This is a genomic window from Pseudomonas fluorescens (assembly GCF_902497895.1).
Lineage (GTDB): Bacteria > Pseudomonadota > Gammaproteobacteria > Pseudomonadales > Pseudomonadaceae > Aquipseudomonas > Aquipseudomonas fluorescens_BP.
In genome coordinates this window covers 17,476-38,782 of sequence record NZ_CABVHQ010000057.1, presented here as the reverse complement: position 1 = coordinate 38,782, position 21,307 = coordinate 17,476, and the positions used below count along the sequence as shown (strand labels likewise).

The following is a 21,307-nucleotide window of genomic DNA, read 5'->3' as shown; positions in this document are numbered from 1 at the left end:
CGCATCCGCCGGTTTTACGACTGCTGCGCAGCCGAGCGGGGGCAAGCCCCCTCGCCACAGTATTTGGCAGCCCTTAAAAGATGTGTAGATATCTATGCCCAAGGGGGCGAGGGTTGGGTGAGGGGTGGTTTTCGGACCAGACGCAGCATCTGGATGGTAACTTCCCTAAACTGAATGGCATTGGAGCAAGCCCCCTCGCCACACGGCTGTGTCTGACCCTGTCAACGATGCGTGGCAATCCAGATCAACAACCCGGCCTGGAAAACCGAGAACGCCACCAGACAGGTGATGGTGAAGCGCAACCCGATGTCGTCGCGCTGGAATCGGCTGACCTCTTCTGCCTGTTTGCGCAGTTTGACTTCCTGTTCCGCCAGGTTTTGCTCGGCTTGCTGGAGCATCTGTGCGGCTTCGAGGATCTCCACGAACTGCAGCTTTTCCGTATTCCAGCCCGCCCGCAATTCACCGACCGGCGTGTCTTTCACGCTGCCCTTCAAGTACTGCGCATCGGCGTAGACCACTTCGAAACCATGGGCCCGCAAAGAGTGATCGCGGCGCAGACGCGTGTCCTCGTTGAGGGCGTCCTTGTTCGCCAGATCGAAGCCGTCAACCCGATAGCGCGAGCATTTTTTCTGCGCCCAGGCGATGCCCTGAGCCATCAGGAAACGACCGACCCCGCGGTTCAAAGGCTCGATCTGCAAACCGTTTTCAGGGCTGAAATGCACCCGGCGGGTGGCGTGATCAACCCACACATCCAGGTGGTTCTGCTCTTTGCGTACCCGTTGGTTCGGCAGTTGGATACTCATCCTGAGCAGACTGCGCTCCTTGGCGTGACGCTCGGCATAACCGAACTCGACAAAGCGCAGCGGTCGTGCGCCGGTGGTGCGGTCAGTTTGCAGCGGCGCGAGGCGGAGCATCCGGTGATGCTCGGCATGGACGTCCGCCCACGGCAGCTCGACCGTTTCCAGGGCGGTTTCATCGACTGCGATTTCGGGTGAATTGCGGGTATCTGTCATAACGGCGAGATCCTGTCCAAGCCCTGCTTGCCGACAGCAAATAAACTGTCGGCAAAGGCTTATCGGCCGTTTTTTTCAGGACTGGAGGGTGAAGGCCGCTTAACTGGCGCGAAGTCCTTCAATAAAGCTCAAGATATGCGCGCCCAACTCGGCGGCCAGTGGCAGCTGCGGGTCTTTGTATGAGGCCAGTTGGCGCTTGATATCATTGGGCACGATGCGCATGACATGGTTCATGCCTTCGATCAGCGCCAGTTCGGCGTCCGGTTTGGCGGCCTTGAGCATCTGCGCATCGCCGACACCGACCTGGATGTCGTTGCTGCCCTGAATGATCAAGGCTGGCATTTTCAGCCTGGCGAAGGCTGCTGACGGGTCCTGGCGAAACAGGCTGATCAGATACGGCTGCACGCTGGGACGGAAAATCACTTCCAGTTGCGGTGGCACAGCGTTGTCGACGTGACCGGCCTTGAGGCTGTCGAGCAACTGATTGCTGCGCAGCACCAGCGGCGGTGGCAAACGATAGCTCAACTGCTGGCGCAGCACCTGGTCGATCGGACGGGCGCTGCCGGAGACGGAAATCACCGCCGCGGCATCCAGAGGGGGAGCGGCGAGGCTGGCAATCAGCGCGCCTTCGCTGTGCCCGAGCAGGATCAGGTTACCGAAGCGAGGATCGGTCTTGAGCTGCCGACCCCAGGCCACAGCGTCGGCCACATAGGCATCGAGTGTCAGGTTGCGTTCGTCGGGTGTCGCCGCAAGGCTGGCGGCCACGCCACGTTTGTCGTAGCGCACGCTGGCGATGTTGTGTTTGGCCAGCACCCAGGCCAGGCGCTTGAGGCTGTCGTTGCGCCCGCCGTCGGGATTGTTGCCATCGCGGTCGGTGGGGCCGGAACCGGAGATAATCAATACCACCGGCACCGGGGTGTCGGATTTGGGCAGCAACAACGAGCCATGTAGCTCGCCGTTGCCAGTGTCCAGGCTGATAGGACGTTGCAGAACGGTGGCCTGGACCAGGCCGGTAAACAGGGTAAGGCTCAAGACAAGAACTCGCAGCATCATCACGCCATCATGAACAAGGTGCCGGTTGGACTCACAGACACCAATAAGGTTCGAGGATGAACTAGTTGGGTAGCCTGCGTATACTGGCGCGCACTTGGTTACCAAGGCTTAATTATAAGCTTTAGCTATTCAGGTTGAGTAACTTCAGCGATTACACGGAGCGCCCTGCATGTCCGGCAATACCTACGGCAAGCTGTTCACTGTCACCACCGCTGGCGAAAGCCATGGTCCGGCGTTGGTCGCCATTGTTGATGGCTGCCCGCCGGGCCTCGAGCTGTCGCTGGATGATCTGCAGCGCGATCTGGATCGGCGCAAGCCTGGCACCAGCCGCCATACCACCCAGCGTCAGGAAGCCGACGAAGTCGAAATTCTTTCCGGGGTTTTCGAAGGCCGGACCACCGGTTGTCCGATCGGTCTGCTGATTCGCAATACCGACCAGAAGTCCAAGGACTACTCGGCGATCAAGGATCTGTTTCGTCCGGCCCATGCCGATTACACCTACCACCACAAGTACGGTGAACGCGACTATCGCGGCGGCGGGCGCAGCTCGGCGCGGGAAACCGCCATGCGCGTGGCAGCAGGTGCTATTGCGAAGAAGTTCCTCGCGAGCCAGGGCATCGTGATCCGTGGCTACATGAGCCAGCTGGGGCCGATCGAAATCCCGTTCAAGACCTGGGATTCGGTGGAAGAGAACGCCTTCTTCTGTCCTGATCCGGACAAAGTGCCGGAGCTTGAAGCCTATATGGACCAGCTGCGCCGCGATCAGGATTCGGTCGGAGCGAAGATCACCGTGGTCGCCGAAGGCGTGATGCCGGGTCTGGGTGAGCCGATCTTCGACCGCCTCGATGCTGAACTGGCCCATGCGCTGATGAGCATCAACGCGGTCAAGGGCGTGGAAATCGGCGCCGGTTTCGCCAGCGTCGCCCAGCGTGGCACCGAGCACCGTGACGAAATGACCCCTGAAGGATTCCTCAGTAACAACGCCGGCGGCATTCTCGGCGGAATTTCTTCCGGGCAGCCGATCGTTGCGCACCTGGCCCTCAAACCGACTTCGAGTATCACCACGCCGGGCCGCTCCATCGATGTCCACGGTAACCCGGTGGATGTCATCACCAAGGGCCGCCACGACCCATGTGTCGGTATCCGCGCCACGCCGATCGCCGAGGCAATGATGGCCATCGTGTTGATGGACCACCTGCTGCGCCACCGCGGGCAGAACGCCGCCGTGCGGGTCAGCACACCGGTGCTGGGCCAGCTGTAATGGCGGCCTTCGCAGTCGCCACGGTCTGACAGCCGTGGTGGCGCTCCCGTACTGGCGGCTATCCAGTTTCTATCTGTTCTATTTCGCCTTGCTCGGTTCGACGGCACCGTTTCTGGCGCTGTACTTCGATCACCTGGGTTTTTCCAGCGCGCGCATTGGCGAACTGGTGGCGATTCCGATGCTGATGCGCTGCGTGGCGCCGAATATCTGGGGTTGGCTGGGTGACTACACTGGGCGCCGACTGGCGATTGTGCGCTTCGGGGCGGTTTGCACGCTGCTGACCTTCTCGCTGATCTTCGTCAGCAAGAGCTATGCGTGGCTGGCAATGGTCATGGCCCTGCATGCGTTCTTCTGGCACGCGGTGTTGCCGCAATTCGAAGTCATTACCCTGGCGCATTTGAATGGCCAGACCTCCCGTTACAGCCAGATCCGTCTGTGGGGATCCATCGGTTTTATCATCACGGTGGTGGCACTTGGGCGTTTGTTCGAATGGCTGAGCCTGGACATCTACCCGGGGACGCTGGTGGTGATCATGGCCGGGATTGTCATCAGCAGCGCCTGGGTGCCAAATGCCCAGCCGGTCCAGGGCAGTCGTCTGACCGGTGAGGGATTTCTCAAGCAGTTGCGCAGCCCCGGCGTGCTGGCGTTTTATGTCTGCGTGGCGCTGATGCAGTTGAGTCATGGGCCGTATTACACATTCATGACCCTGCACCTTGAGCACCTGGGTTACAGCCGTGGCTTGATCGGTATGCTCTGGGCCCTGGGGGTGGTCGCCGAAGTATTGATGTTCCTGGCCATGAGCAAGATTCTGGCGCGCTTCTCGGTGCGCCAGGTGTTGCTGGCGAGTTTCCTGCTGGCCGCGTTGCGCTGGCTGCTGCTCGGCTCCTTTGCCGAGTTTTTGTGGGTGCTGCTGTTCGCGCAAATTTTGCACGCGGCTACCTTTGGCAGCTTTCACGCGGCTGCCATCCATTTCGTGCAACGTAGCTTTGGCGCTCGCCAGCAAGGCCAGGGGCAGGCGCTGTATGCCGCATTGGCTGGCACCGGCGGTGCGCTGGGTGCGTTGTATTCCGGCTATAGCTGGAATGCCCTGGGGGCGACGTTGACTTTCAGTATCGCCAGCCTCGCAGCCCTGGCTGCAGCCGTTATCATTGCCACTCGTATGCAAGAGGACAGGCCATGAGCCTCACCCGTGAACAGCTAGCCCTGGAAATCATCGAAGCCGGGCGTTTTCTCTATGGCCGCGGCTGGTCGCCGGCCACCAGCAGCAATTACTCGACCCGCTTGTCGCCCAGCCAGGCCTTGCTGACGGTCTCCGGCAAGCACAAGGGTCAGCTGGGTCCGGATGATGTGTTGGTCACCGACCTGGCCGGCAACAGCCTGGAACCGGGAAAGAAACCCTCGGCCGAAACTTTGCTGCACACCCAGCTCTATAGCTGGCGCCCGGAGATCGGCGCGGTGTTGCACACGCACTCGGTGAATGCCACGGTGCTCTCGCGGCTGACCCCTGAAGACTTTATCGAGTTCGAAGATTACGAACTGCAAAAAGCTTTCAGCGGCGTCTCCACCCACGAGTCCAGGATACGGGTGCCGATCTTCGATAACGATCAGGATATTGCTCGACTGGCCGCCAAGGTGCAGCCTTGGCTCGAGGCGCATCCCGATTGTGTGGGTTACCTGATCCGCGGCCATGGTCTCTATACCTGGGGCGCGCGGATGAGCGATGCGCTGCGGCAGATCGAAGCCTTTGAATTTCTGTTCGAGTGCGAGTTGAAGACCCGCTCCGTGCTCAACCGTTAACCGCTTACTTCTTCAGAAGTAGCCTACCATCTGATGAAATCCATCACCTGACCGGCCTGCAAAAGTTGGAGGGTGATGCTGATACCGAGGAGTTGCCAGCATGAGCAGCCTGTCCGTTTACCACGTATCCAGCCCGGAACTGCCGAACAAGGTTCTGACTCACTTCGAGGATATTGCCTCGACCCTGGCCGAAAAAGGCGTGCGTTTCGACCGCTGGCAAGCTGCCGCGAAGATTCAGCCGGGCGCCAGTCAGGAAGAAGTGATCGCCGCCTACCAGGAGCAGATCGACCGTTTGATGACCGAGCGTGGCTACGTCACCGTCGATGTCATCAGCCTCAACAGCGATCACCCGCAAAAAGCCGAACTGCGGGCCAAGTTCCTCGATGAGCACCGTCATGGCGAAGACGAAGTGCGTTTTTTCGTCGCCGGGCGTGGTCTGTTCACCCTGCATATCGATGATTATGTGTATGCCGTGCTCTGCGAAAAGAACGACCTGATCTCGGTTCCCGCCGGCACGCCGCACTGGTTCGACATGGGCGAGAACCCGCACTTCGTGGCGATCCGCATGTTCAACAATCCCGAGGGCTGGGTAGCCCGGTTCACCGGCGAAGACATCGCCCGTCGTTTTCCTGGCCTGGAGGACTGAGCGAATGTCGATCAAAGCCATTCTCACCGATATCGAAGGCACCACCAGCGCGGTAAGTTTCGTGTTCGAGGTGCTGTTTCCCTATGCCGCAAATAATCTTCCGGAGTTTGTCCGGCAGAACGCCGACCGACCGGACGTCGCCGAGCAACTGCAGGTGGTTCGTCAGGACAGTGGCGAGCCCGCGGCTGACGTCGAGCGGGTGGTCCGGATCCTCTTGGACTGGATTGCCGAAGACCGTAAGGCTACGCCGCTCAAAGCCTTGCAAGGGATGGTCTGGGAGCAGGGGTATCTGGCCGGACAGCTCAAAGGGCACGTCTACCCGGATGCGGTTGAAGCGCTTAAGCGCTGGCATCAGGATGGCTATCAACTGTTTGTTTATTCATCCGGGTCGATCCAGGCTCAACGGCTGATTTTCGGTTGCTCCGAGGCCGGTGATTTGACGCCGTTGTTCAGTGGCTATTTCGATACCACCTCGGGGCCCAAGCGCGAAGTGCAGTCCTATCAGCGGATTGCGCAGGCAATTGGCTGTCAGGCTGAGCAGATTCTGTTCCTGTCCGATATCGTCCAGGAGCTGGATGCAGCGCGGGAAGCGGGGATGGCCACCTGCGGCCTGGTGCGCGACGGTGGTGAACTGGTCGGGCAGCGGAATGTCAGCAGCTTTGCACAAATAGACCCGTCTACGTTCTGAGTGGCAACGGCTGACTACTGATATCTGGTATCCAGCCAAACTTGAACAGGCCGACAGTCGACTTGATAGACGCTGACCCAGTTGTGTTCATTAGTTAGCGTAGGAAGGTGCTTGTTGGTTTGTAGGGCTTCGCTCTTTAGTGCCTTTCTTCCTTGTTAAATCTCATGTCTGTGTAACCCTTTCGCCTTTGTGGGCACGGCTGTCAACGCAGTGTTTATGTTGGCGGCGGTGCACCTGTTCAAGGTGAGAGGGGAGTCATGAATGAGACGTCGACAGCGCCCGGTGGGCAAGCCATTGAGCGCCAAGGAGCTGGAAATCCTGCGCTGGGCCAGGGCCGGGAAAACGGTGTGGGAAATCAGCGTTATTCGGGACATATCCCAGGCCACGGTCAAATTCCACCTGAGCAATATCTACTGCAAACTGGAAGTGACCAACAGAGCCCAGGCGGTGGGCGAGGCGCTGAACAGGGGGTTGCTGAATTGACTCTCAAAAACGACATCGGGCCGTGAAGCCTGAGGGCTTGCACGACCCGTAGGAGCTGCCGCAGGCTGCGATCTTTTGATCTTCATTCGCCGCGCAACCCTTTAAGCGTCTATCACACAGCCAAGATCGCAGGCTGCGCCAGTTCCTGCTCAGACCGAGTGATAGGTCGGCAGGGCAAAGCGGTGTTGACTCTGCAACATCGAAATCTGTGGCAACTCGCTGGCCTGTTCTGCCAGGTCGCGGCGTATTGCGCTGATCACCCAGGACAGTTGGTCACCGGCATGCAGCTGTGCATAGGAAATCGATCGTTTGAGCTGTTTTTCGCTATTGCGCAGCGTGAGCAAAATACCGCCGTCCGGCCGGGCCTGGACGGTGACTTCGAAGTTGGAGAACAGGGACGCGAATTTTTCTTGGATCAGGCTCATGTCTATCAGCTCCGTTAGCTCTTGAATGGCAAGCGTGGAGTGATAGGTGCAGTGATTGTGCCAGTATTGGATTTTTTAAAATCCCTTATAAATCAACAAGTTGAAAATAACCTAAAATTTCGATTCCGTGCAATTTGCATGAATGGCCATCGTGCATCCTGCATTTTGCGTGGTTTTCCGGATTTTTCTGGACGCAGAGAACTCCCGGTAAAGGTCAGACCGTCGCCCGGCAGGAAAAATTCCATTGCGCGGACGGGATACCGGTTTGGACAAACCTGCCTGGATCAGCGAACTAGCCGGCCCTACGGTTGATAGATACAAAACATTTCAAATCCTCCATGTACAGCCAAAGAACGGCTGACGTACTTTTCATCCTGCTTCACGGGTTTTGTTCACTGTTTTAGTTGAACAGCAAAGAGTGCCTTTTGACATTTAACAATCTATAGAACCCCATAGGTTTCAATAGCGGACAGGGAATGTGGCAACCATGAGCAGCAATTCAAACGGCATGATTACCTGGGGCATGATGCTTCGAAAGTTGCCATCCATTGCCAAAACCATTGCGCGGGTGGTCAAGGGGCTCAAGGTCGCCAATGCCAACAAGCCGAATCAACCCTGTGGTCTGGGGCGGGCATTCGAGCAAGCGACGTTGCGCAATCCCCATGGTTCGGCGCTGCTCTACGGCAACGTTTCGTTAAGCTATGCCCAGGTCAACCAGTGGGCCAACCGCATTGCCCATCACCTGATTGCCCAAGGCATCGGCAAAGGTGACGTGGTCGGGATTTTTATCGAGAACCGGCCCGAACTGCTGGTTACGGTATTGGCTGTGGCCAAGGTCGGTGCTATCGGCGCCATGCTCAACACCTCGCAAACCCAGCATGTGCTGGTGCATAGCCTGAACCTGGTAAAACCGCTGGCGGTAGTGGTCGGGGTAGAGTTGGCGCAAGCGTTTTCGGCGGTCCGCGAGCAGATCGCTATCGATCAGGACAGAATCTGGTGCGTCGCCGATCAGGATACTTCTCGCGACCCCGGCGAGGTGCCCGCAGGCTTTATCAACCTGATGACCGCCAGTGCCGAGTGCGCGATAGACAACCCACTCAGCAGCCAGCAGATCCATTTCGATGATCCTTGCTTCTATATCTACACATCAGGCACCACCGGCTTGCCCAAGGCCGGGGTTTTCAAGCACGGCCGCTGGACGAGGACTTCCGTCAGTTTCGGCATGATCGCACTGGATATGGGACCGGCGGATGTCGTTTATTGCACCTTGCCGCTGTACCACGCCACCGGCCTTTGCGTCTGCTGGGGCTCTGCCATCTGTGGGGCATCGGGGTTTGCCATTCGCCGAAAATTCAGCGCCAGTCAGTTCTGGAATGACGTGCGCAAGTTCAACGCCACCACTATCGGATACGTCGGTGAATTGTGTCGTTACCTGATCGACCAGCCAGCGAGCGCCGACGACCGTCACAACGGTGTGGTAAAAATGATCGGCAACGGTTTGCGCCCAGGGGTGTGGAGCGAGTTCAAGAAGCGCTTCGGGGTCAAGCACGTCTGCGAACTGTACGCCGCCAGTGACGGCAATATCGGTTTCACCAATATCCTCAACTTCGATAACACCATCGGTTTTTCCCTGATGTCCTGGGAGTTGGTGGAATATGCCCATGACAGCTGTATGCCAATTCGCAACAAGGCCGGCTTCATGCAGAAAGTCGCCAAGGGTGGGCAGGGTCTGCTGCTGGCGAAGATCGATGACAAGGCCCCGCTCGATGGCTACACCGATCCCGAGAAGACCCAAAAGGTCATCCTCCACGATGTATTCGAGAAGGGTGATCGCTACTTCAACACCGGAGACTTGCTGAGAAATATCGGTTTTGGTCATGCACAGTTCGTTGACCGTCTGGGGGATACCTACCGCTGGAAGGGCGAAAACGTATCGACGACCGAGGTCGAGAACATTCTCCTGCAGCATCCGCATATCGCCGAGGCGGTGGCCTATGGCGTCGAGATCAGTAACACCAACGGGCGTGCCGGGATGGCCGCGATCACCCCCGCCGAATCCCTGGCCACCCTGGATTTCAGCGAACTGCTGCAATTCGCCAGAGAGCAAATGCCGGCCTACGCAGTGCCATTGTTCTTGCGGGTGAAAGTGAAAATGGAGACCACCGGCACCTTCAAATATCAGAAAGTCCGGCTCAAGGACGAAGCCTTTGACCCGGCAAAAACCGGAGATGACCCGATCTATGCCTGGTTACCGGGATCGGATACATACGTGCAAGTCACCGCGCAGGTGTTGGCGGATATTCACGGTGGCAAGTTCCGCTATTGATTCTGGCTATTGCCCGATTTGAGAAAAAAGGGATGACAGGTTCGGGGCGGCTCGGGAAACTAACGGCTTTGCCAAGTGAATGTGGAGTCCCGAATGTCAGACAAAAGCCGCCAGATGACCGAAGAAGAAGCTGCGGAGTTTGCCGAGCAGGTGTTCAACAAAGCGCGTGAAGGCGATGCTGCCATGCTCGCCGCATTGCTGAGCAAGGGTCTGCCGGTCAACCTGCGCAATCACAAGGGCGATACCTTGCTGATGCTCGCCAGCTATCACGGGCATGCCGATGCCGTTAAGGTGTTGCTCGAGCACAAGGCCGACCCGGAGATCCGCAATGACAATGGCCAAAGCCCGATTGCCGGTGCCGCGTTCAAAGGCGACCTGGCGGTAGTCCAGGTACTGGTCGAAGGCGGCGCCCAGGTCGAAGGTTCGTCCTTTGACGGTCGCACCGCATTGATGATGGCGGCGATGTTCAACCGCACTGCAATCGTCGACTACCTGATCAGCAAAGGCGCCGATCCGAAGGCCCGAGACGCCAATGGGGTGACCGCGCTGGACGCAGCCAAGACCATGGGCGCGCCAGATACCACGGCGCAGCTGGAAAAGTTGCTGGGCTGAAGGTTGCAGGTTGTCCGTAGCAGCTGCCGCCAGGCTGCGTCCGGCCGCGCAGCGGTCGTAAAACCTGCCTCCCCGGTTAACCTGCAAAACCGCAACGCCTGATTTTACGACCGCTGCGCGGCCGAACGCAGGCTTCGCCAGCTGCTACGGGGGAAGGTGTTGAATCGCAAATTGATTGACCGGCATTCGGGATACCCCCCGAATGCGCTATCCTTCGCGCCCGCAAATTTCCCTCGCTACAGGATCCATCCATGAAAACCACGCTCGTTGAACTCATCGGCAAAATCAGCTCCGGGTGCATGGACGAGGATGAAGTGGCGCGGATCGCCGATGAAGCCGCGCAGGCCTACGCCGACGCGGATGCTTTCCTGGCGGCCAATCCGGACATCAACTACGACGAAACCTTTCCGATCCCGCTGGGCGAGTGGATCGTCGTCGGCAGCCTGCCGGAAACCGTGTTGTTCCAGGCCGACACCTATATGGACCTGTTCGCGCAGATCGTCGCTTCGTTCGGCCCGGGCGTCACCTTCAACATCAAGCCCAAGCAATTGGCCAAGGTCGAAGCGCTGACCGCGCTCAACCGGATCCAGATCCAGCTGAGCGCCATGAATCCGGAAAAGGGCGGTTATGTGCTGATGAATTTCAGCCAGCTGCTCGATGACGAAATCCAGGCGGTACTGGTGTATGGCAACGACGTGCCACGGGTGCTGGAGCTGTGCGCTGAAGTCGGTATCAACGCCGCGCCGTCCCTGGAAGCGTTGCGAGTGGCGATTCACGTCTGAGCGCAATAAAACGGAACCCTTCTCAAGCCCGGCTATCCTAAGGGTGCAAACCCTCACTAAGGAGCGACACCATGGGTTCTACCTTCAATGGTCTGGTCGGGCTGATTATCCTCGCCCTGGATATCTGGGCGATCATCAACGTTCTCAAGAGCGGCACCGAGACCGGGATGAAAATAGTCTGGGTGCTGCTGATTCTCTTGTTGCCGGTACTGGGCCTGATCATCTGGGCGATCGCCGGGCCGCGGGGCAATGTGCGGATTTAACGGGGTGATGAAGGCCGCGATCCGTTGGTTGCACCACTGACTCTATGCCGTATCAAATCAACCATGCGCCCTCGAGCTGCAGCAACGCCTGCTTGCGTTCCAGCCCGCCGCCATAACCGGTAAGCGTGCCGTTGCTGCCGATCACTCGGTGACAAGGAATGATGATCGATATCGGGTTGGCGCCATTGGCGGTGCCGACCGCACGTACCGCTTTCGGGTTGCCGATGTGCTCGGCCAGTCGGGCGTAGCTCCAGGTGTGGCCAAAAGGTATTTCCAGCAAAGCCTGCCAGACCCTTTGCTGGAATGCCGTGCCCTGAGGCGCCAGGGGTACATCGAAACACTCACGCTTGCCCTCGAAGTACTCATCCAGTTGCCGACAGACGGTATCAAGTTGATTGCCGGCTTCGATCCATTGCGGCGGCGGTGTCCAGTACGGGTGGTTGTCCATGTACAGCTGGCGCAGCCCCTGTTCATCGCCGGCCAGCAGCAGCGGCCCGATCGGGCTGGGTAGATAACGGTAAAACATCGGGTTTGGTTCCAGACAAGGATCAGACACAAAGATAGAGCCAGAAGGTTCGACCTGTCATGTTCCGGGACGTAGAATGCGCGCCTTCTTTGGCCAATTGCGAACACTACCTGTTGTCGATTGCCCATCATGGGCGGGTAACCGTCCGTTGCCACCAGCATTCACCGGGGGACTTACCCATGAGCATTACCCAGAACAGCGAATACCTGGAAACCCTCTACGAAGGTTACGGCCAGCGTTTTCGCATGGAAAAACTGCTGCATGAGGTGCGCACCGAGCATCAGCACCTGGTGATCTTCGAGAACCCGCGCATGGGCCGCGTGATGGCGCTGGACGGGGTTATCCAGACCACCGAAGCCGACGAGTTCATCTACCACGAGATGCTCACCCACGTACCGATCCTCGCCCACGGTACCGCCAAGCGCGTGCTGATCATCGGCGGCGGTGACGGCGGTATGCTGCGTGAAGTGGCCAAGCACCGCAGCATCGAACACATCACCATGGTCGAGATCGATGGCACTGTGGTCGAAATGTGCAAGGAATTCCTGCCAAATCACTCCAAGGGTGCGTTCGATGATCCACGCCTGAACCTGGTGATCGACGACGGCATGCGCTTCGTCGCGACCACCGAAGAGAAGTTCGACGTGATCATTTCCGACTCCACCGATCCGATCGGCCCGGGCGAAGTGCTGTTCTCGGAAAACTTCTATGAAGCGTGCCGTCGTTGCCTGAACGAAGGCGGCATTCTGGTGACCCAGAACGGCACGCCGTTCATGCAGCTGAGCGAAGTGCAAACCACTGCCGGCCGTATGCGTAGCCTGTTCCCGGACTGGCACTTCTATCAGGCGGCGGTGCCGACCTACATCGGCGGCGCGATGACCTTCGCCTGGGGCGCAACCAATACCGCCTACCGCAAATTACCCATCGAGACCCTGCGTCAGCGTTTCGCCGGCAGCGGCATCATCACCCGCTACTACAATCCTGAAATTCATATCGGTGCGTTTGCCTTGCCGCAATATGTATTGCAGGCGGTCAACAAACCGAGCAATGACTAAGCAGTCATATTGATAAAGGGGCCGCAAGGCCCTTTTTTATGTGTCCAGATATTCGTTAAACGAAATTTTCACAACCACTCCAAGACAATTCCCCCGCGTTGTTTCCCGCGTTCAACCTCCTGTGGTCGCTTGTTTCAGGCCCGGCAAGGCCGGGTTGAAGGTATGCCAGTAATCAATGGCAATGCCGCGAGTGATCGTGCAACATTTGCGCACCGCGTAATCCCCGCTGCCCTTGCTGGCAATGAGAGGGCAGGCGCAGCTGTATTTTTGAAACTTCAACTTCCAATGGGTCCTAAAACGACATGTCAATCCCGGACGCCCTGAGTCAGCGAGCTTCAAGTCGCCTGCTGCAACCGACCGTCAAATCGCATCTGGCTTACACCTTGCTCTGTGCCTTGGTCATGATGGTCATGCTCTCCCTGCTGCGCGTGGCGCTCCTGGTTTATAACCGGGAGATGATCCTCGACACCCCAGCCTCGACCTTCCTCGAAGCTTTTGCCAATGGCCTGCGCTTTGACCTGCGCCTGGTGATCTACCTCAGCATCCCGCTGGTGTTGGCATTGTTCAGTGCCCGGGCCATGGCCGCCCGCGGATTTTTCCGTTTCTGGCTGACCCTCGTCTCCAGCATCGCGTTGTTCCTCGGGCTGATGGAGATGGACTTCTATCGCGAGTTTCACCAGCGCCTCAACGGGCTGGTCTTCCAGTACGTGAAGGAAGACCCGAAAACCGTGATGAGCATGCTCTGGTACGGCTTCCCGGTGGTCCGCTATCTGCTGGCCTGGGCCGTTGGCACCTGGCTGTTGAGCCTGGCTTTCAAGGGTGCCGATCGTGCGACCCGACCCCGCGGCCCATTCAGCGGTGGCAGCATCGGCACTCGGCAGATCGCCCCGTGGTACGCCCGCGCCGGCGTCTTCGTGGTGTGCCTGCTGGTCTGCGTCGTGGCTGCTCGTGGCACCTTGCGCCAAGGTCCGCCACTGCGTTGGGGTGACGTCTACACCACCGATTCGAACTTCGCCAATCAACTGGGCCTGAACGGTTCGCTGTCGCTGGTCGCCGCGGCCAAGAGCCGGATGTCCGAACACCGTGACAATGTCTGGAAGGCTACTCTGCCGCAGCCGGAAGCTCAGCAGACCGTACGTGACATGCTGGTGACACCCGACGAAATACTGGTCGACGCCGACATCGCGGCCGTGCGCCGCGACTACACGCCACCCGCCGAGAAGACCCTGCCGATCAAAAACGTCGTGGTCATTCTCATGGAAAGCTTCGCCGGTCACTCGGTAGGCGCCCTGGGTGCGCAGAGCAACATCACGCCGTACTTCGACAAACTGTCGAAAGAAGGCCTGCTGTTCGACCGTTTCTTCTCCAACGGCACCCATACCCACCAGGGTATGTTCGCCACCATGGCCTGCTTCCCGAACCTGCCGGGTTTTGAATACCTGATGCAGACTCCGGAAGGCAGTCACAAGCTGTCCGGCCTGCCGCAACTGCTGAGCGCCCGTGACTTCGACGACGTCTATGTCTATAACGGCGATTTTGCCTGGGACAATCAGGCGGGTTTCTTCAGCAATCAGGGCATGACCACCTTCATCGGCCGTAATGATTACGTCAACCCGGTGTTTTCCGATCCGACCTGGGGTGTGTCCGACCAGGACATGTTTAACCGTGGTCTGGAAGAACTGAAGGCACGTGAAGGCAAAAAGCCGTACTACGCGCTGCTGCAAACCCTGTCCAACCATACGCCCTACGCCTTGCCAAACCCGTTGCCGGTCGAAAAGGTCACCGATCGCGGTAGTCTGAATGAGCATTTAACGGCCATGCGCTACTCCGACTGGGCATTGGGTCAGTTCTTCGAGAAGGCCCGTAAAGAGCCGTACTTCAAGGAAACCCTGTTCGTCGTGGTTGGCGACCACGGTTTCGGCGACGAGCGGCAGATTACTGAAATGGACCTGGGGCGCTTCAACGTACCGCTGCTGTTGATCGGTCCTGGAGTCCAGGAGAAGTTCGGTCAGCTTGACCATACCGTGGGCACTCAGACCGACATCGTGCCGACCATCATGGGCCGGATCGGTGGCGAAGTGCGTCAACAGTGCTGGGGGCGTGATCTGCTGAACCTGCCGCAAGGCGATCCCGGTTTTGGCGTGATCAAACCATCGGGCAGCGATCAGACGGTAGCGATCCTCACTGCTGACCGCATTCTGATTCTTCCCAAGGAAATGCCGCCGAAACTGTACCAGTACGAATTGGGCGCCAAGCCCCGTTCCGAAATGATCCCGGATGCACCGCAAACTGCCGAGCTGAAGCAAAAGCTCGAGTCTTTCCTGCAGACAGCCACCAAAAGTCTGCTCGATAACACCGCAGGCGTTGTCGACGGCACGCCGGACTAAACGTCCGGTTCAATAAAAAAGAGGCCCACGCGGGCCTCTTTTTTTTGCAGCATTGAAAGACGGCAGAGCGTTATATCTTGCCGAGTAACAGCAGGATCAATAGCACTACCAGAATCACACCGATGATCCCGGACGGACCATAACCCCAACTTCTGGAGTGCGGGAAGACCGGCAGGCCACCCACCAGCAGGAGAATTAGAATAACGATAAGAATCGTGCTCATGTCGACTTCCTTAATGGGTACGTGCTAGAAAAACTTTAGCGTTTTTAACGACAAGCCCGACTGCAATAAATCCGAGCCCCTTAATATCTCCGACTCTCCCGATCGGCAGATAATTCCGATTGTTCCTAATGTTTTTTCGATGGCTGGCTTTTTTCTTTCGCTTCACCAGGCAGCGTTATCGTTCTTCTTGGGTATAGCACGCTCCTGCGAGCCCGACAGGTCTGTACCGGGCGAAAGTTTGCCTGAGGCATTCAGCACTCTGATGGTGCATGGATGCCGGAAAAACCTTCGCTACACTGCGGCTTATCTTCCCCAGAACAACAAGGCAACTCCTATGCAAAATCGCATGATGATCACTGGCGCCGGGTCCGGCCTGGGTCGTGAAATCGCTCTGCGCTGGGCCCGTGAAGGCTGGCAGTTGGCCTTGTCGGATGTCAGTGAACCCGGATTGCAAGAAACCCTGAAACGGGTGCGCGAAGCCGGTGGCGACGGCTTTGTGCAGCGTTGCGACGTGCGCGATTACAGCCAGCTGACCGCGTTTGCCCAGGCCTGCGAAGAGAAACTGGGCGGCATCGATGTGATCGTCAACAACGCCGGCGTGGCTTCGGGCGGCTTTTTCAATGAGCTGTCCCTCGAAGACTGGGACTGGCAGATCGCAATCAACCTGATGGGCGTGGTCAAAGGCTGCAAGGCGTTCTTGCCGCTGCTGGAAAAAAGCCAAGGCAAGATTATCAACATCGCTTCGATGGCGGCCTTGATGCAGGGCCCGGCCATGAGCAACTACAACGTGGCCAAGGCGGGTGTGGTGGCGTTATCCGAAAGCCTGCTGATTGAACTGGCGCACCAGGAGATCGCGGTGCATGTGGTCTGCCCGTCATTCTTCCAGACCAACCTGCTGGATTCCTTCCGGGGCCCGACACCGGCCATGAAAGCTCAAGTCGGTAAACTGCTGGAGAGCTCACCGATCAGCGCCAGCGACATCGCCGACTACATCTACCAGCACGTCGCCGAAGGTGAGTTCATGATTCTGCCTCACGAACAGGGCCGCATGGCCTGGGCGTTGAAGCAGAAGGCCCCGCAATTGCTCTACAACGAAATGACCCAGATGGCCGACAAGATGCGCGCCAAGGCTAAACAAACTGCCGGCTGAGCTTGCTCGCGCGAACCGGCATCGCTAGGGTTGCCCCTTCCGGCAGCCTTGACGAGACAGTTGCATGCTCAACTACCTGTGGTTTTTTCTCGCGGCGCTGTTTGAAATCGCCGGTTGCTACGCGTTCTGGATGTGGTTGCGCCAGGGTAAAAGCGCCTGGTGGATCCTCCCGGCGTTGCTCAGCCTGACCCTCTTCGCGGTGCTGCTGACCAAGGTCGAAGCCAGCTACGCCGGTCGCGCCTATGCGGCTTACGGCGGCATCTACATTATTGCGTCCATCGGCTGGCTGGCCCTGGTCGAGCGGATTCGTCCCTTGAGTACCGATTGGCTGGGTGTCGCGCTTTGTGTGCTGGGCGCGAGCATCATCCTGTTGGGGCCGCGTTTTTCCAGTGTCTGAAATTTTTCCGCGATCGCCCGTCAAGTCTTTGTGTGAGCGTCGCAAGCGAAGGTCGGTTTAGACGACAGCGAAAACCAAGGTTTGAAAGGATTTTCTGTCAGGCGCGTCTGCGTGCAACGTAGGGTAATACTGATTTGGTACTGGCGCATTGAAGGCAGCCGGCACTCCGGGCATCTTCAACGTTTGGTAACCTTAAAGGACGAGTGCCATGCTTGTATTAAGCCGCGTTGTGGGCGAGTTGATTTCCATCGGTGACAACATTTCCGTACGCATACTCTCGTTGAACGGCAACAACGTTCGCTTTGGCGTCGAGGCGCCCAAGGAAGTCGAGGTCCACCGGGCGGAAGTCTACGAACGCATCCAGGCGCGAACGGAGCAAACCAAACGCGGCTGATGGATCAATCAAACAGCACTTTGGGCACGTCGTGTTTGAGCATTAACTGGCATTGCTGACTTTCCGGATCGAAAACAATCAGCGCCTGACCTTTGGTCAACGCCTGGCGAACCCGTAGCACACGGGTTTCCAGCGGAGTTTCGTCACCATTGTCGGTGCCGTCACGGGTGACGAAATCTTCGATCAGACGAGTCAGGGTGTCGACTTCAAGTTGGTCGTAGGGGATCAGCATAAGTACCTCGGGTAAACAATCCCGGCGATGCTACTGGGCTTGGGCTTGCACGGCCAGTAGGAGCTGCCGCAGGCTGCGATCTTTTGATCTTGCTTCTCGGCACTTCCAGAACCGCCAAAAGATCGCAGGCTTCGCCAGCTCCTACGCCGACCGTGTACACCCATGGGTTGCCGGAAGAACACACCCCCTGAAGGAGCTGCCGCAGGCTGCAATCTTTTGATCTTGCTTCTCGGCACTTCCAGAGCCGCCAAAAGATCGCAGGTTTCGCCAGCTCCTACGCCGACCGTGTACACCCATGGGTTGCCGGATGAACACACCCCCTGTAGGAGCTGCCGCAGGCTGCGATCTTTTGATCTTGCTTCTCGGCACTTCCAGAGCCACCAAAAGATCGCAGGCTGCGCCAGCTCCTACGCCGACCGCTGTCCCACCAGGCTGTCCACCGACGGCACCCGGGTATCGCTTTCCATCTGCGCGTCATGTTCCAGCTGATGACTGAAGCGGTCCAGCGAGCCTTTGGCCGGTTGTGCGTCGCTGGCGAATACCGGTGGGCTGAGGATGTAGGCACCGAGCAGGCGACTGAGGGCAGCGAGGCTGTCGATATGGGTGCGTTCATAGCCATGGGTGGCATCGCAGCCGAAGGCGAGCAGGGCGGTGCGGATGTCGTGACCGGCAGTCACCGCCGAATGGGCGTCGCTGAAGTAATAGCGGAACAGGTCACGACGCACCGGCAGTTCGTTGTCGCTGGCCAGTCGCAGCAAGTGCCGTGACAGGTGGTAATCATAGGGCCCGCCGGAATCCTGCATGGCCACGCTTACCGCATGTTCGCTGGAATGCTGGCCCGGGGCGACCGGGGCGATGTCGATGCCGACGAATTCGCTGACATCCCACGGTAACGCCGCTGCCGCGCCACTGCCGGTTTCTTCGGTGATGGTGAACAGAGGATGGCAGTCGATCATCAATGGCTCGCCGCTGTCGACGATAGCCTTGAGCGCCGCCAACAAGGCTGCTACCCCGGCTTTGTCGTCCAGATGGCGGGCGCTGATGTGGCCGCTTTCGGTGAACTCTGGCAGTGGATCGAAAGCGACAAAGTCACCGATACCGATGCCCAGCGAATCACAGTCAGCCTTGGTGGTGCAGTAGGCATCCAGGCGCAGTTCGATGTGGTCCCAACTGATGGGCATAGCATCCACTTCGGTGTTGAACGCGTGCCCGGAGGCCATCAGCGGCAACACGCTGCCACGCACGACGCCGTTGTCGGTGAACAGGCTGACGCGACTGCCTTCGGCAAAACGACTGGACCAGCAACCGACCGGCGCCAGGGTCAGGCGGCCGTTGTCTTTTATCGCGCGCACGGCGGCGCCGATGGTGTCCAGGTGCGCCGACACGGCGCGGTCCGGGCTGTTTTTCTGGCCCTTGAGGGTGGCGCGAATGGTGCCGCGACGGGTCAGTTCGAAGGGAATGCCCAGTTCTTCAAGACGCTCGGCGACGTAGCGCACTATGGTGTCGGTGAATCCGGTGGGGCTGGGGATAGCAAGCATTTCCAGCAGGACTTTCTGCAGGTAATTGAGATCCGGTTCGGGAATTTTGCTGGTCATGGAAACTCCAGATTTTGGAAAGTTAGGCCTTAAGGAATTCTGAGGCGAGTAGCTGTTTTTTGTGGCGAGGGAGCTTGCTGTGGCGAGGGGGCTTGCCCCCGCTGGACTGCGCAGCAGTCCCAAAGCCTGCAACGGTATTCTGTCTGACACACCTCAGCTATCGGCTTTACGGCCGCTTCGCGCCCGATCGGGGGCAAGCCCCCTCGCCACAGGGTTTGTGCTTGACGCGACATCTCCTTAAGCGAACGACCGCCTAAACCGCCGGCTGACTATGGGGAAACAACAAATCCACAAAACGCTCGGCAGTCGGTTGCGGTTCGTGGTTGGCCAGTCCGGCGCGTTCATTGGCTTCGATGAACACGTACTCCGGCTGATCGGCCGCCGGCACCATCAGGTCGAACCCGACCATCGGGATATCCAGCGCCCGCGCGGCGCGCACCGCGGCATCGATCAGCCCGGGATGCAGAATTGCCGTGACATCTTCCAGCGTGCCGCCGGTGTGCAGGTTGGCGGTGCGGCGTACAAACAGATGTTCGCCCGCGGGCAGGATGCTGTTGTAGTCGTAACCAGCGGCACCCAAGGTACGCTGGGTTTCGTGGTCCAGCGGGATCTTGCTTTCACCGCTGGTGGCGGCCTGGCGTCGACGACTTTGCGCTTCGATCAGCTCGCCAACCGAATGCTGACCGTCACCGACAACCTGCGCCGGGCGGCGGATGGCGGCGGCCACCACTTCAAAACCGATCACCACGATGCGCAGATCGAGGCCTTCGTGGAAGCTTTCCAGCAGCACGCGGCTATCGAACTGACGAGCCGCCTCAATGGCCTGCTGCACCTCTTCGATCGTTTGCAGGTCCACGGCCACGCCTTGACCCTGTTCGCCATCCAGGGGTTTGACCACCACTCGCCGGTGCTTGTCGAGAAACGCCAGGTTGTCGTCGGCATTGCCCGCCAGTTGCTGCGAAGGCAAATTCAAACCGGCGGCCTTCAGTACTTTGTGGGTCAGGCTTTTGTCCTGGCACAGGCTCATGCTGATGGCGCTGGTCAGGTCGCTCAGCGATTCACGGCAGCGCACTCGACGCCCGCCGTGGCTCAAGGTGAACATCCCGGCGTCGGCGTCATCGACCTGCACATCGATGCCGCGGCGATGGGCTTCTTCGACGATGATTCGCGCGTACGGATTGAACTCCGCCTGGGGTCCCGGTCCGAGAAACAGCGGTTGGTTGATCCCGTTTTTACATTTGATGGCGAAGGTCGAGAGGGTGCGAAACCCTAGCTTGGTATAAAGACCTTTGGCCTGGCTGTTATCGTGCAGTACCGAAAGGTCGAGGTAGCTCAGGCCGCGGCTCATGAAGTGCTCGATGAGATGGCGCACCAGCACTTCGCCGACTCCCGGTCGCGTGCAATGCGGGTCGACTGCCAGGCACCAGAGGCTGCAGCCGTGCTCCGGGTCGTGAAAGGCTTTCTGATGATTGAGCCCCATCACGCTGCCGATGATTGTGCCGCTGTCTTCGTCTTCGGCGAGCCAGTACACCGGGCCGCCCTCATGGCGAGGCGTCAGCAGGGCCGGGTCGATGGGCAACATGCTGCGGGCCAGATACAGCTGATTGATGGCCTGCCAGTCTGCATCGTTCTGTGCCCGGCGAATGCGAAAACCGCGAAACACCCGGGTGGCCGGGCGGTAGTCGCTGAACCACAAGCGCAGGGTGTCGGACGGGTCGAGAAACAGCTGCGCCGGCTCCAGCCCCAACACTTGCTGGGGCGCGGCCACGTACAGCGCAATGTCACGCTCGCCCGGTTGCTCATGGAGCAATTCCTTGGCAAGGCTCGCCGCGTCGGGAAAGGTATGGCCGATCAGCAACCGACCCCAGCCGCAATGCACGGCGATGGGCTCGGGACCGGGTTCGCTGCCATCTTCGGCGAAGCGTGCCTGCAGGCGCTCATAGGATGGCGCCTGACCGCGCAGCAAGCGTTGGCTATAGGCCGTAGCGTGGGGTTTCAT

Annotated in this window: 23 protein-coding genes; 15 read left to right on the top strand and 8 right to left on the bottom strand. The window is 58.8% G+C overall.

Features of this window, described 5'->3' with window-relative positions:
- Positions 1-221: 221 nt before the first annotated feature.
- Together F8N21_RS23360 and F8N21_RS23355 are read right to left on the bottom strand one after the other, a co-directional pair.
- The gene (locus tag F8N21_RS23360; RefSeq protein ID WP_150644368.1) at positions 222-1,013 is read right to left on the bottom strand and encodes a hypothetical protein; all 792 of its coding nucleotides are present in this window, start codon (positions 1,011-1,013) and stop codon (positions 222-224) included.
- Positions 1,014-1,112: 99 nt separating this feature from the next.
- Complete coding sequence (locus F8N21_RS23355; protein ID WP_150644369.1) at positions 1,113-2,111, bottom strand: alpha/beta hydrolase; 999 nt, start codon at positions 2,109-2,111, stop codon at positions 1,113-1,115.
- A gap of 124 nt (positions 2,112-2,235) precedes the next feature.
- Here F8N21_RS23355 and aroC point away from each other — a divergent pair, with 124 nt between their 5' ends.
- The 6 genes from aroC (at position 2,236) to F8N21_RS23325 (ending at position 6,941) form a co-directional block, all read left to right on the top strand.
- Complete coding sequence (aroC, locus tag F8N21_RS23350; protein ID WP_150644367.1) at positions 2,236-3,327, top strand: chorismate synthase; 1,092 nt, start codon at positions 2,236-2,238, stop codon at positions 3,325-3,327.
- Positions 3,328-3,361: 34 nt separating this feature from the next.
- On the top strand, positions 3,362-4,507 hold the full coding sequence (locus F8N21_RS23345) for an MFS transporter (protein WP_150644366.1): 1,146 nt from the start codon (positions 3,362-3,364) through the stop codon (positions 4,505-4,507).
- Complete coding sequence (locus F8N21_RS23340; protein WP_150644365.1) at positions 4,504-5,124, top strand: methylthioribulose 1-phosphate dehydratase; 621 nt, start codon at positions 4,504-4,506, stop codon at positions 5,122-5,124. The genes F8N21_RS23345 and F8N21_RS23340 overlap by 4 nt, the downstream gene beginning before the upstream one ends.
- Before the next feature lie 100 nt (positions 5,125-5,224).
- Positions 5,225-5,770: a 1,2-dihydroxy-3-keto-5-methylthiopentene dioxygenase gene (locus F8N21_RS23335; RefSeq protein WP_150644364.1), complete on the top strand. Its 546-nt coding sequence runs from the start codon at positions 5,225-5,227 to the stop codon at positions 5,768-5,770.
- 4 nt (positions 5,771-5,774) lie between these two features.
- A complete protein-coding gene (gene mtnC, locus F8N21_RS23330; RefSeq protein ID WP_150644363.1) occupies positions 5,775-6,458 on the top strand; it encodes an acireductone synthase in 684 nt (227 codons plus the stop codon).
- Positions 6,459-6,719: 261 nt separating this feature from the next.
- The gene (locus F8N21_RS23325) at positions 6,720-6,941 is read left to right on the top strand and encodes a response regulator transcription factor (RefSeq protein WP_150644362.1); all 222 of its coding nucleotides are present in this window, start codon (positions 6,720-6,722) and stop codon (positions 6,939-6,941) included.
- Positions 6,942-7,090: 149 nt separating this feature from the next.
- Here the strand turns inward: F8N21_RS23325 and F8N21_RS23320 are convergent, their stop codons facing one another.
- Positions 7,091-7,366 (bottom strand): DUF3509 domain-containing protein, encoded by a 276-nt coding sequence (locus F8N21_RS23320; protein WP_150644361.1) that lies wholly within the window; start codon positions 7,364-7,366, stop codon positions 7,091-7,093.
- A gap of 487 nt (positions 7,367-7,853) precedes the next feature.
- Here F8N21_RS23320 and F8N21_RS23315 point away from each other — a divergent pair, with 487 nt between their 5' ends.
- The 4 genes from F8N21_RS23315 to F8N21_RS23300 all read left to right on the top strand — a co-directional run bounded on the left by F8N21_RS23315 (position 7,854) and on the right by F8N21_RS23300 (position 11,349).
- The gene (locus tag F8N21_RS23315) at positions 7,854-9,692 is read left to right on the top strand and encodes a long-chain-acyl-CoA synthetase (protein ID WP_150644360.1); all 1,839 of its coding nucleotides are present in this window, start codon (positions 7,854-7,856) and stop codon (positions 9,690-9,692) included.
- Between the two features lie 93 nt (positions 9,693-9,785).
- Positions 9,786-10,304, top strand: a complete 519-nt coding sequence (locus F8N21_RS23310; protein WP_150644359.1) for an ankyrin repeat domain-containing protein — start codon at positions 9,786-9,788, stop codon at positions 10,302-10,304.
- A 251-nt stretch (positions 10,305-10,555) separates the two neighbouring features.
- Positions 10,556-11,086: a hypothetical protein gene (locus tag F8N21_RS23305; protein ID WP_150644358.1), complete on the top strand. Its 531-nt coding sequence runs from the start codon at positions 10,556-10,558 to the stop codon at positions 11,084-11,086.
- A gap of 71 nt (positions 11,087-11,157) precedes the next feature.
- Positions 11,158-11,349: a PLDc N-terminal domain-containing protein gene (locus F8N21_RS23300; protein WP_150644357.1), complete on the top strand. Its 192-nt coding sequence runs from the start codon at positions 11,158-11,160 to the stop codon at positions 11,347-11,349.
- A gap of 52 nt (positions 11,350-11,401) precedes the next feature.
- Here the strand turns inward: F8N21_RS23300 and F8N21_RS23295 are convergent, their stop codons facing one another.
- Entirely contained in the window at positions 11,402-11,875 is a 474-nt protein-coding gene (locus tag F8N21_RS23295) for a methylated-DNA--[protein]-cysteine S-methyltransferase (protein WP_150644356.1), read from the bottom strand.
- A 179-nt stretch (positions 11,876-12,054) separates the two neighbouring features.
- Here F8N21_RS23295 and speE point away from each other — a divergent pair, with 179 nt between their 5' ends.
- Positions 12,055-12,930, top strand: coding sequence for a polyamine aminopropyltransferase (gene speE / locus F8N21_RS23290; protein WP_150644355.1), 876 nt, complete (start codon positions 12,055-12,057; stop codon positions 12,928-12,930).
- Between the two features lie 302 nt (positions 12,931-13,232).
- A complete protein-coding gene (locus tag F8N21_RS23285; protein WP_150644354.1) occupies positions 13,233-15,317 on the top strand; it encodes an LTA synthase family protein in 2,085 nt (694 codons plus the stop codon).
- A gap of 70 nt (positions 15,318-15,387) precedes the next feature.
- Here F8N21_RS23285 and F8N21_RS23280 read toward each other — a convergent pair whose 3' ends face one another.
- Positions 15,388-15,540 (bottom strand): DUF3309 family protein, encoded by a 153-nt coding sequence (locus F8N21_RS23280; protein WP_150644353.1) that lies wholly within the window; start codon positions 15,538-15,540, stop codon positions 15,388-15,390.
- Between the two features lie 334 nt (positions 15,541-15,874).
- Here F8N21_RS23280 and F8N21_RS23275 point away from each other — a divergent pair, with 334 nt between their 5' ends.
- The 3 genes from F8N21_RS23275 (at position 15,875) to csrA (ending at position 17,481) form a co-directional block, all read left to right on the top strand.
- Positions 15,875-16,690 carry an SDR family oxidoreductase gene (locus tag F8N21_RS23275; RefSeq protein ID WP_150644352.1) on the top strand — a complete coding sequence of 272 codons (816 nt, stop codon included), beginning with the start codon at positions 15,875-15,877 and terminating at the stop codon, positions 16,688-16,690.
- A 64-nt stretch (positions 16,691-16,754) separates the two neighbouring features.
- On the top strand, positions 16,755-17,087 hold the full coding sequence (locus tag F8N21_RS23270; protein ID WP_150644351.1) for a YnfA family protein: 333 nt from the start codon (positions 16,755-16,757) through the stop codon (positions 17,085-17,087).
- A 208-nt stretch (positions 17,088-17,295) separates the two neighbouring features.
- Positions 17,296-17,481, top strand: coding sequence for a carbon storage regulator CsrA (gene csrA / locus F8N21_RS23265; RefSeq protein WP_150644350.1), 186 nt, complete (start codon positions 17,296-17,298; stop codon positions 17,479-17,481).
- Positions 17,482-17,485: 4 nt separating this feature from the next.
- Here csrA and F8N21_RS23260 read toward each other — a convergent pair whose 3' ends face one another.
- The 3 genes from F8N21_RS23260 to ngg form a co-directional block, all read right to left on the bottom strand.
- Positions 17,486-17,713, bottom strand: a complete 228-nt coding sequence (locus F8N21_RS23260; protein WP_150644349.1) for a YheU family protein — start codon at positions 17,711-17,713, stop codon at positions 17,486-17,488.
- A gap of 407 nt (positions 17,714-18,120) precedes the next feature.
- The gene (locus F8N21_RS23255) at positions 18,121-19,308 is read right to left on the bottom strand and encodes an osmoprotectant NAGGN system M42 family peptidase (protein WP_150644348.1); all 1,188 of its coding nucleotides are present in this window, start codon (positions 19,306-19,308) and stop codon (positions 18,121-18,123) included.
- Positions 19,309-19,561: 253 nt separating this feature from the next.
- On the bottom strand, positions 19,562-21,307 hold the full coding sequence (ngg, locus tag F8N21_RS23250) for an N-acetylglutaminylglutamine synthetase (protein ID WP_150644347.1): 1,746 nt from the start codon (positions 21,305-21,307) through the stop codon (positions 19,562-19,564).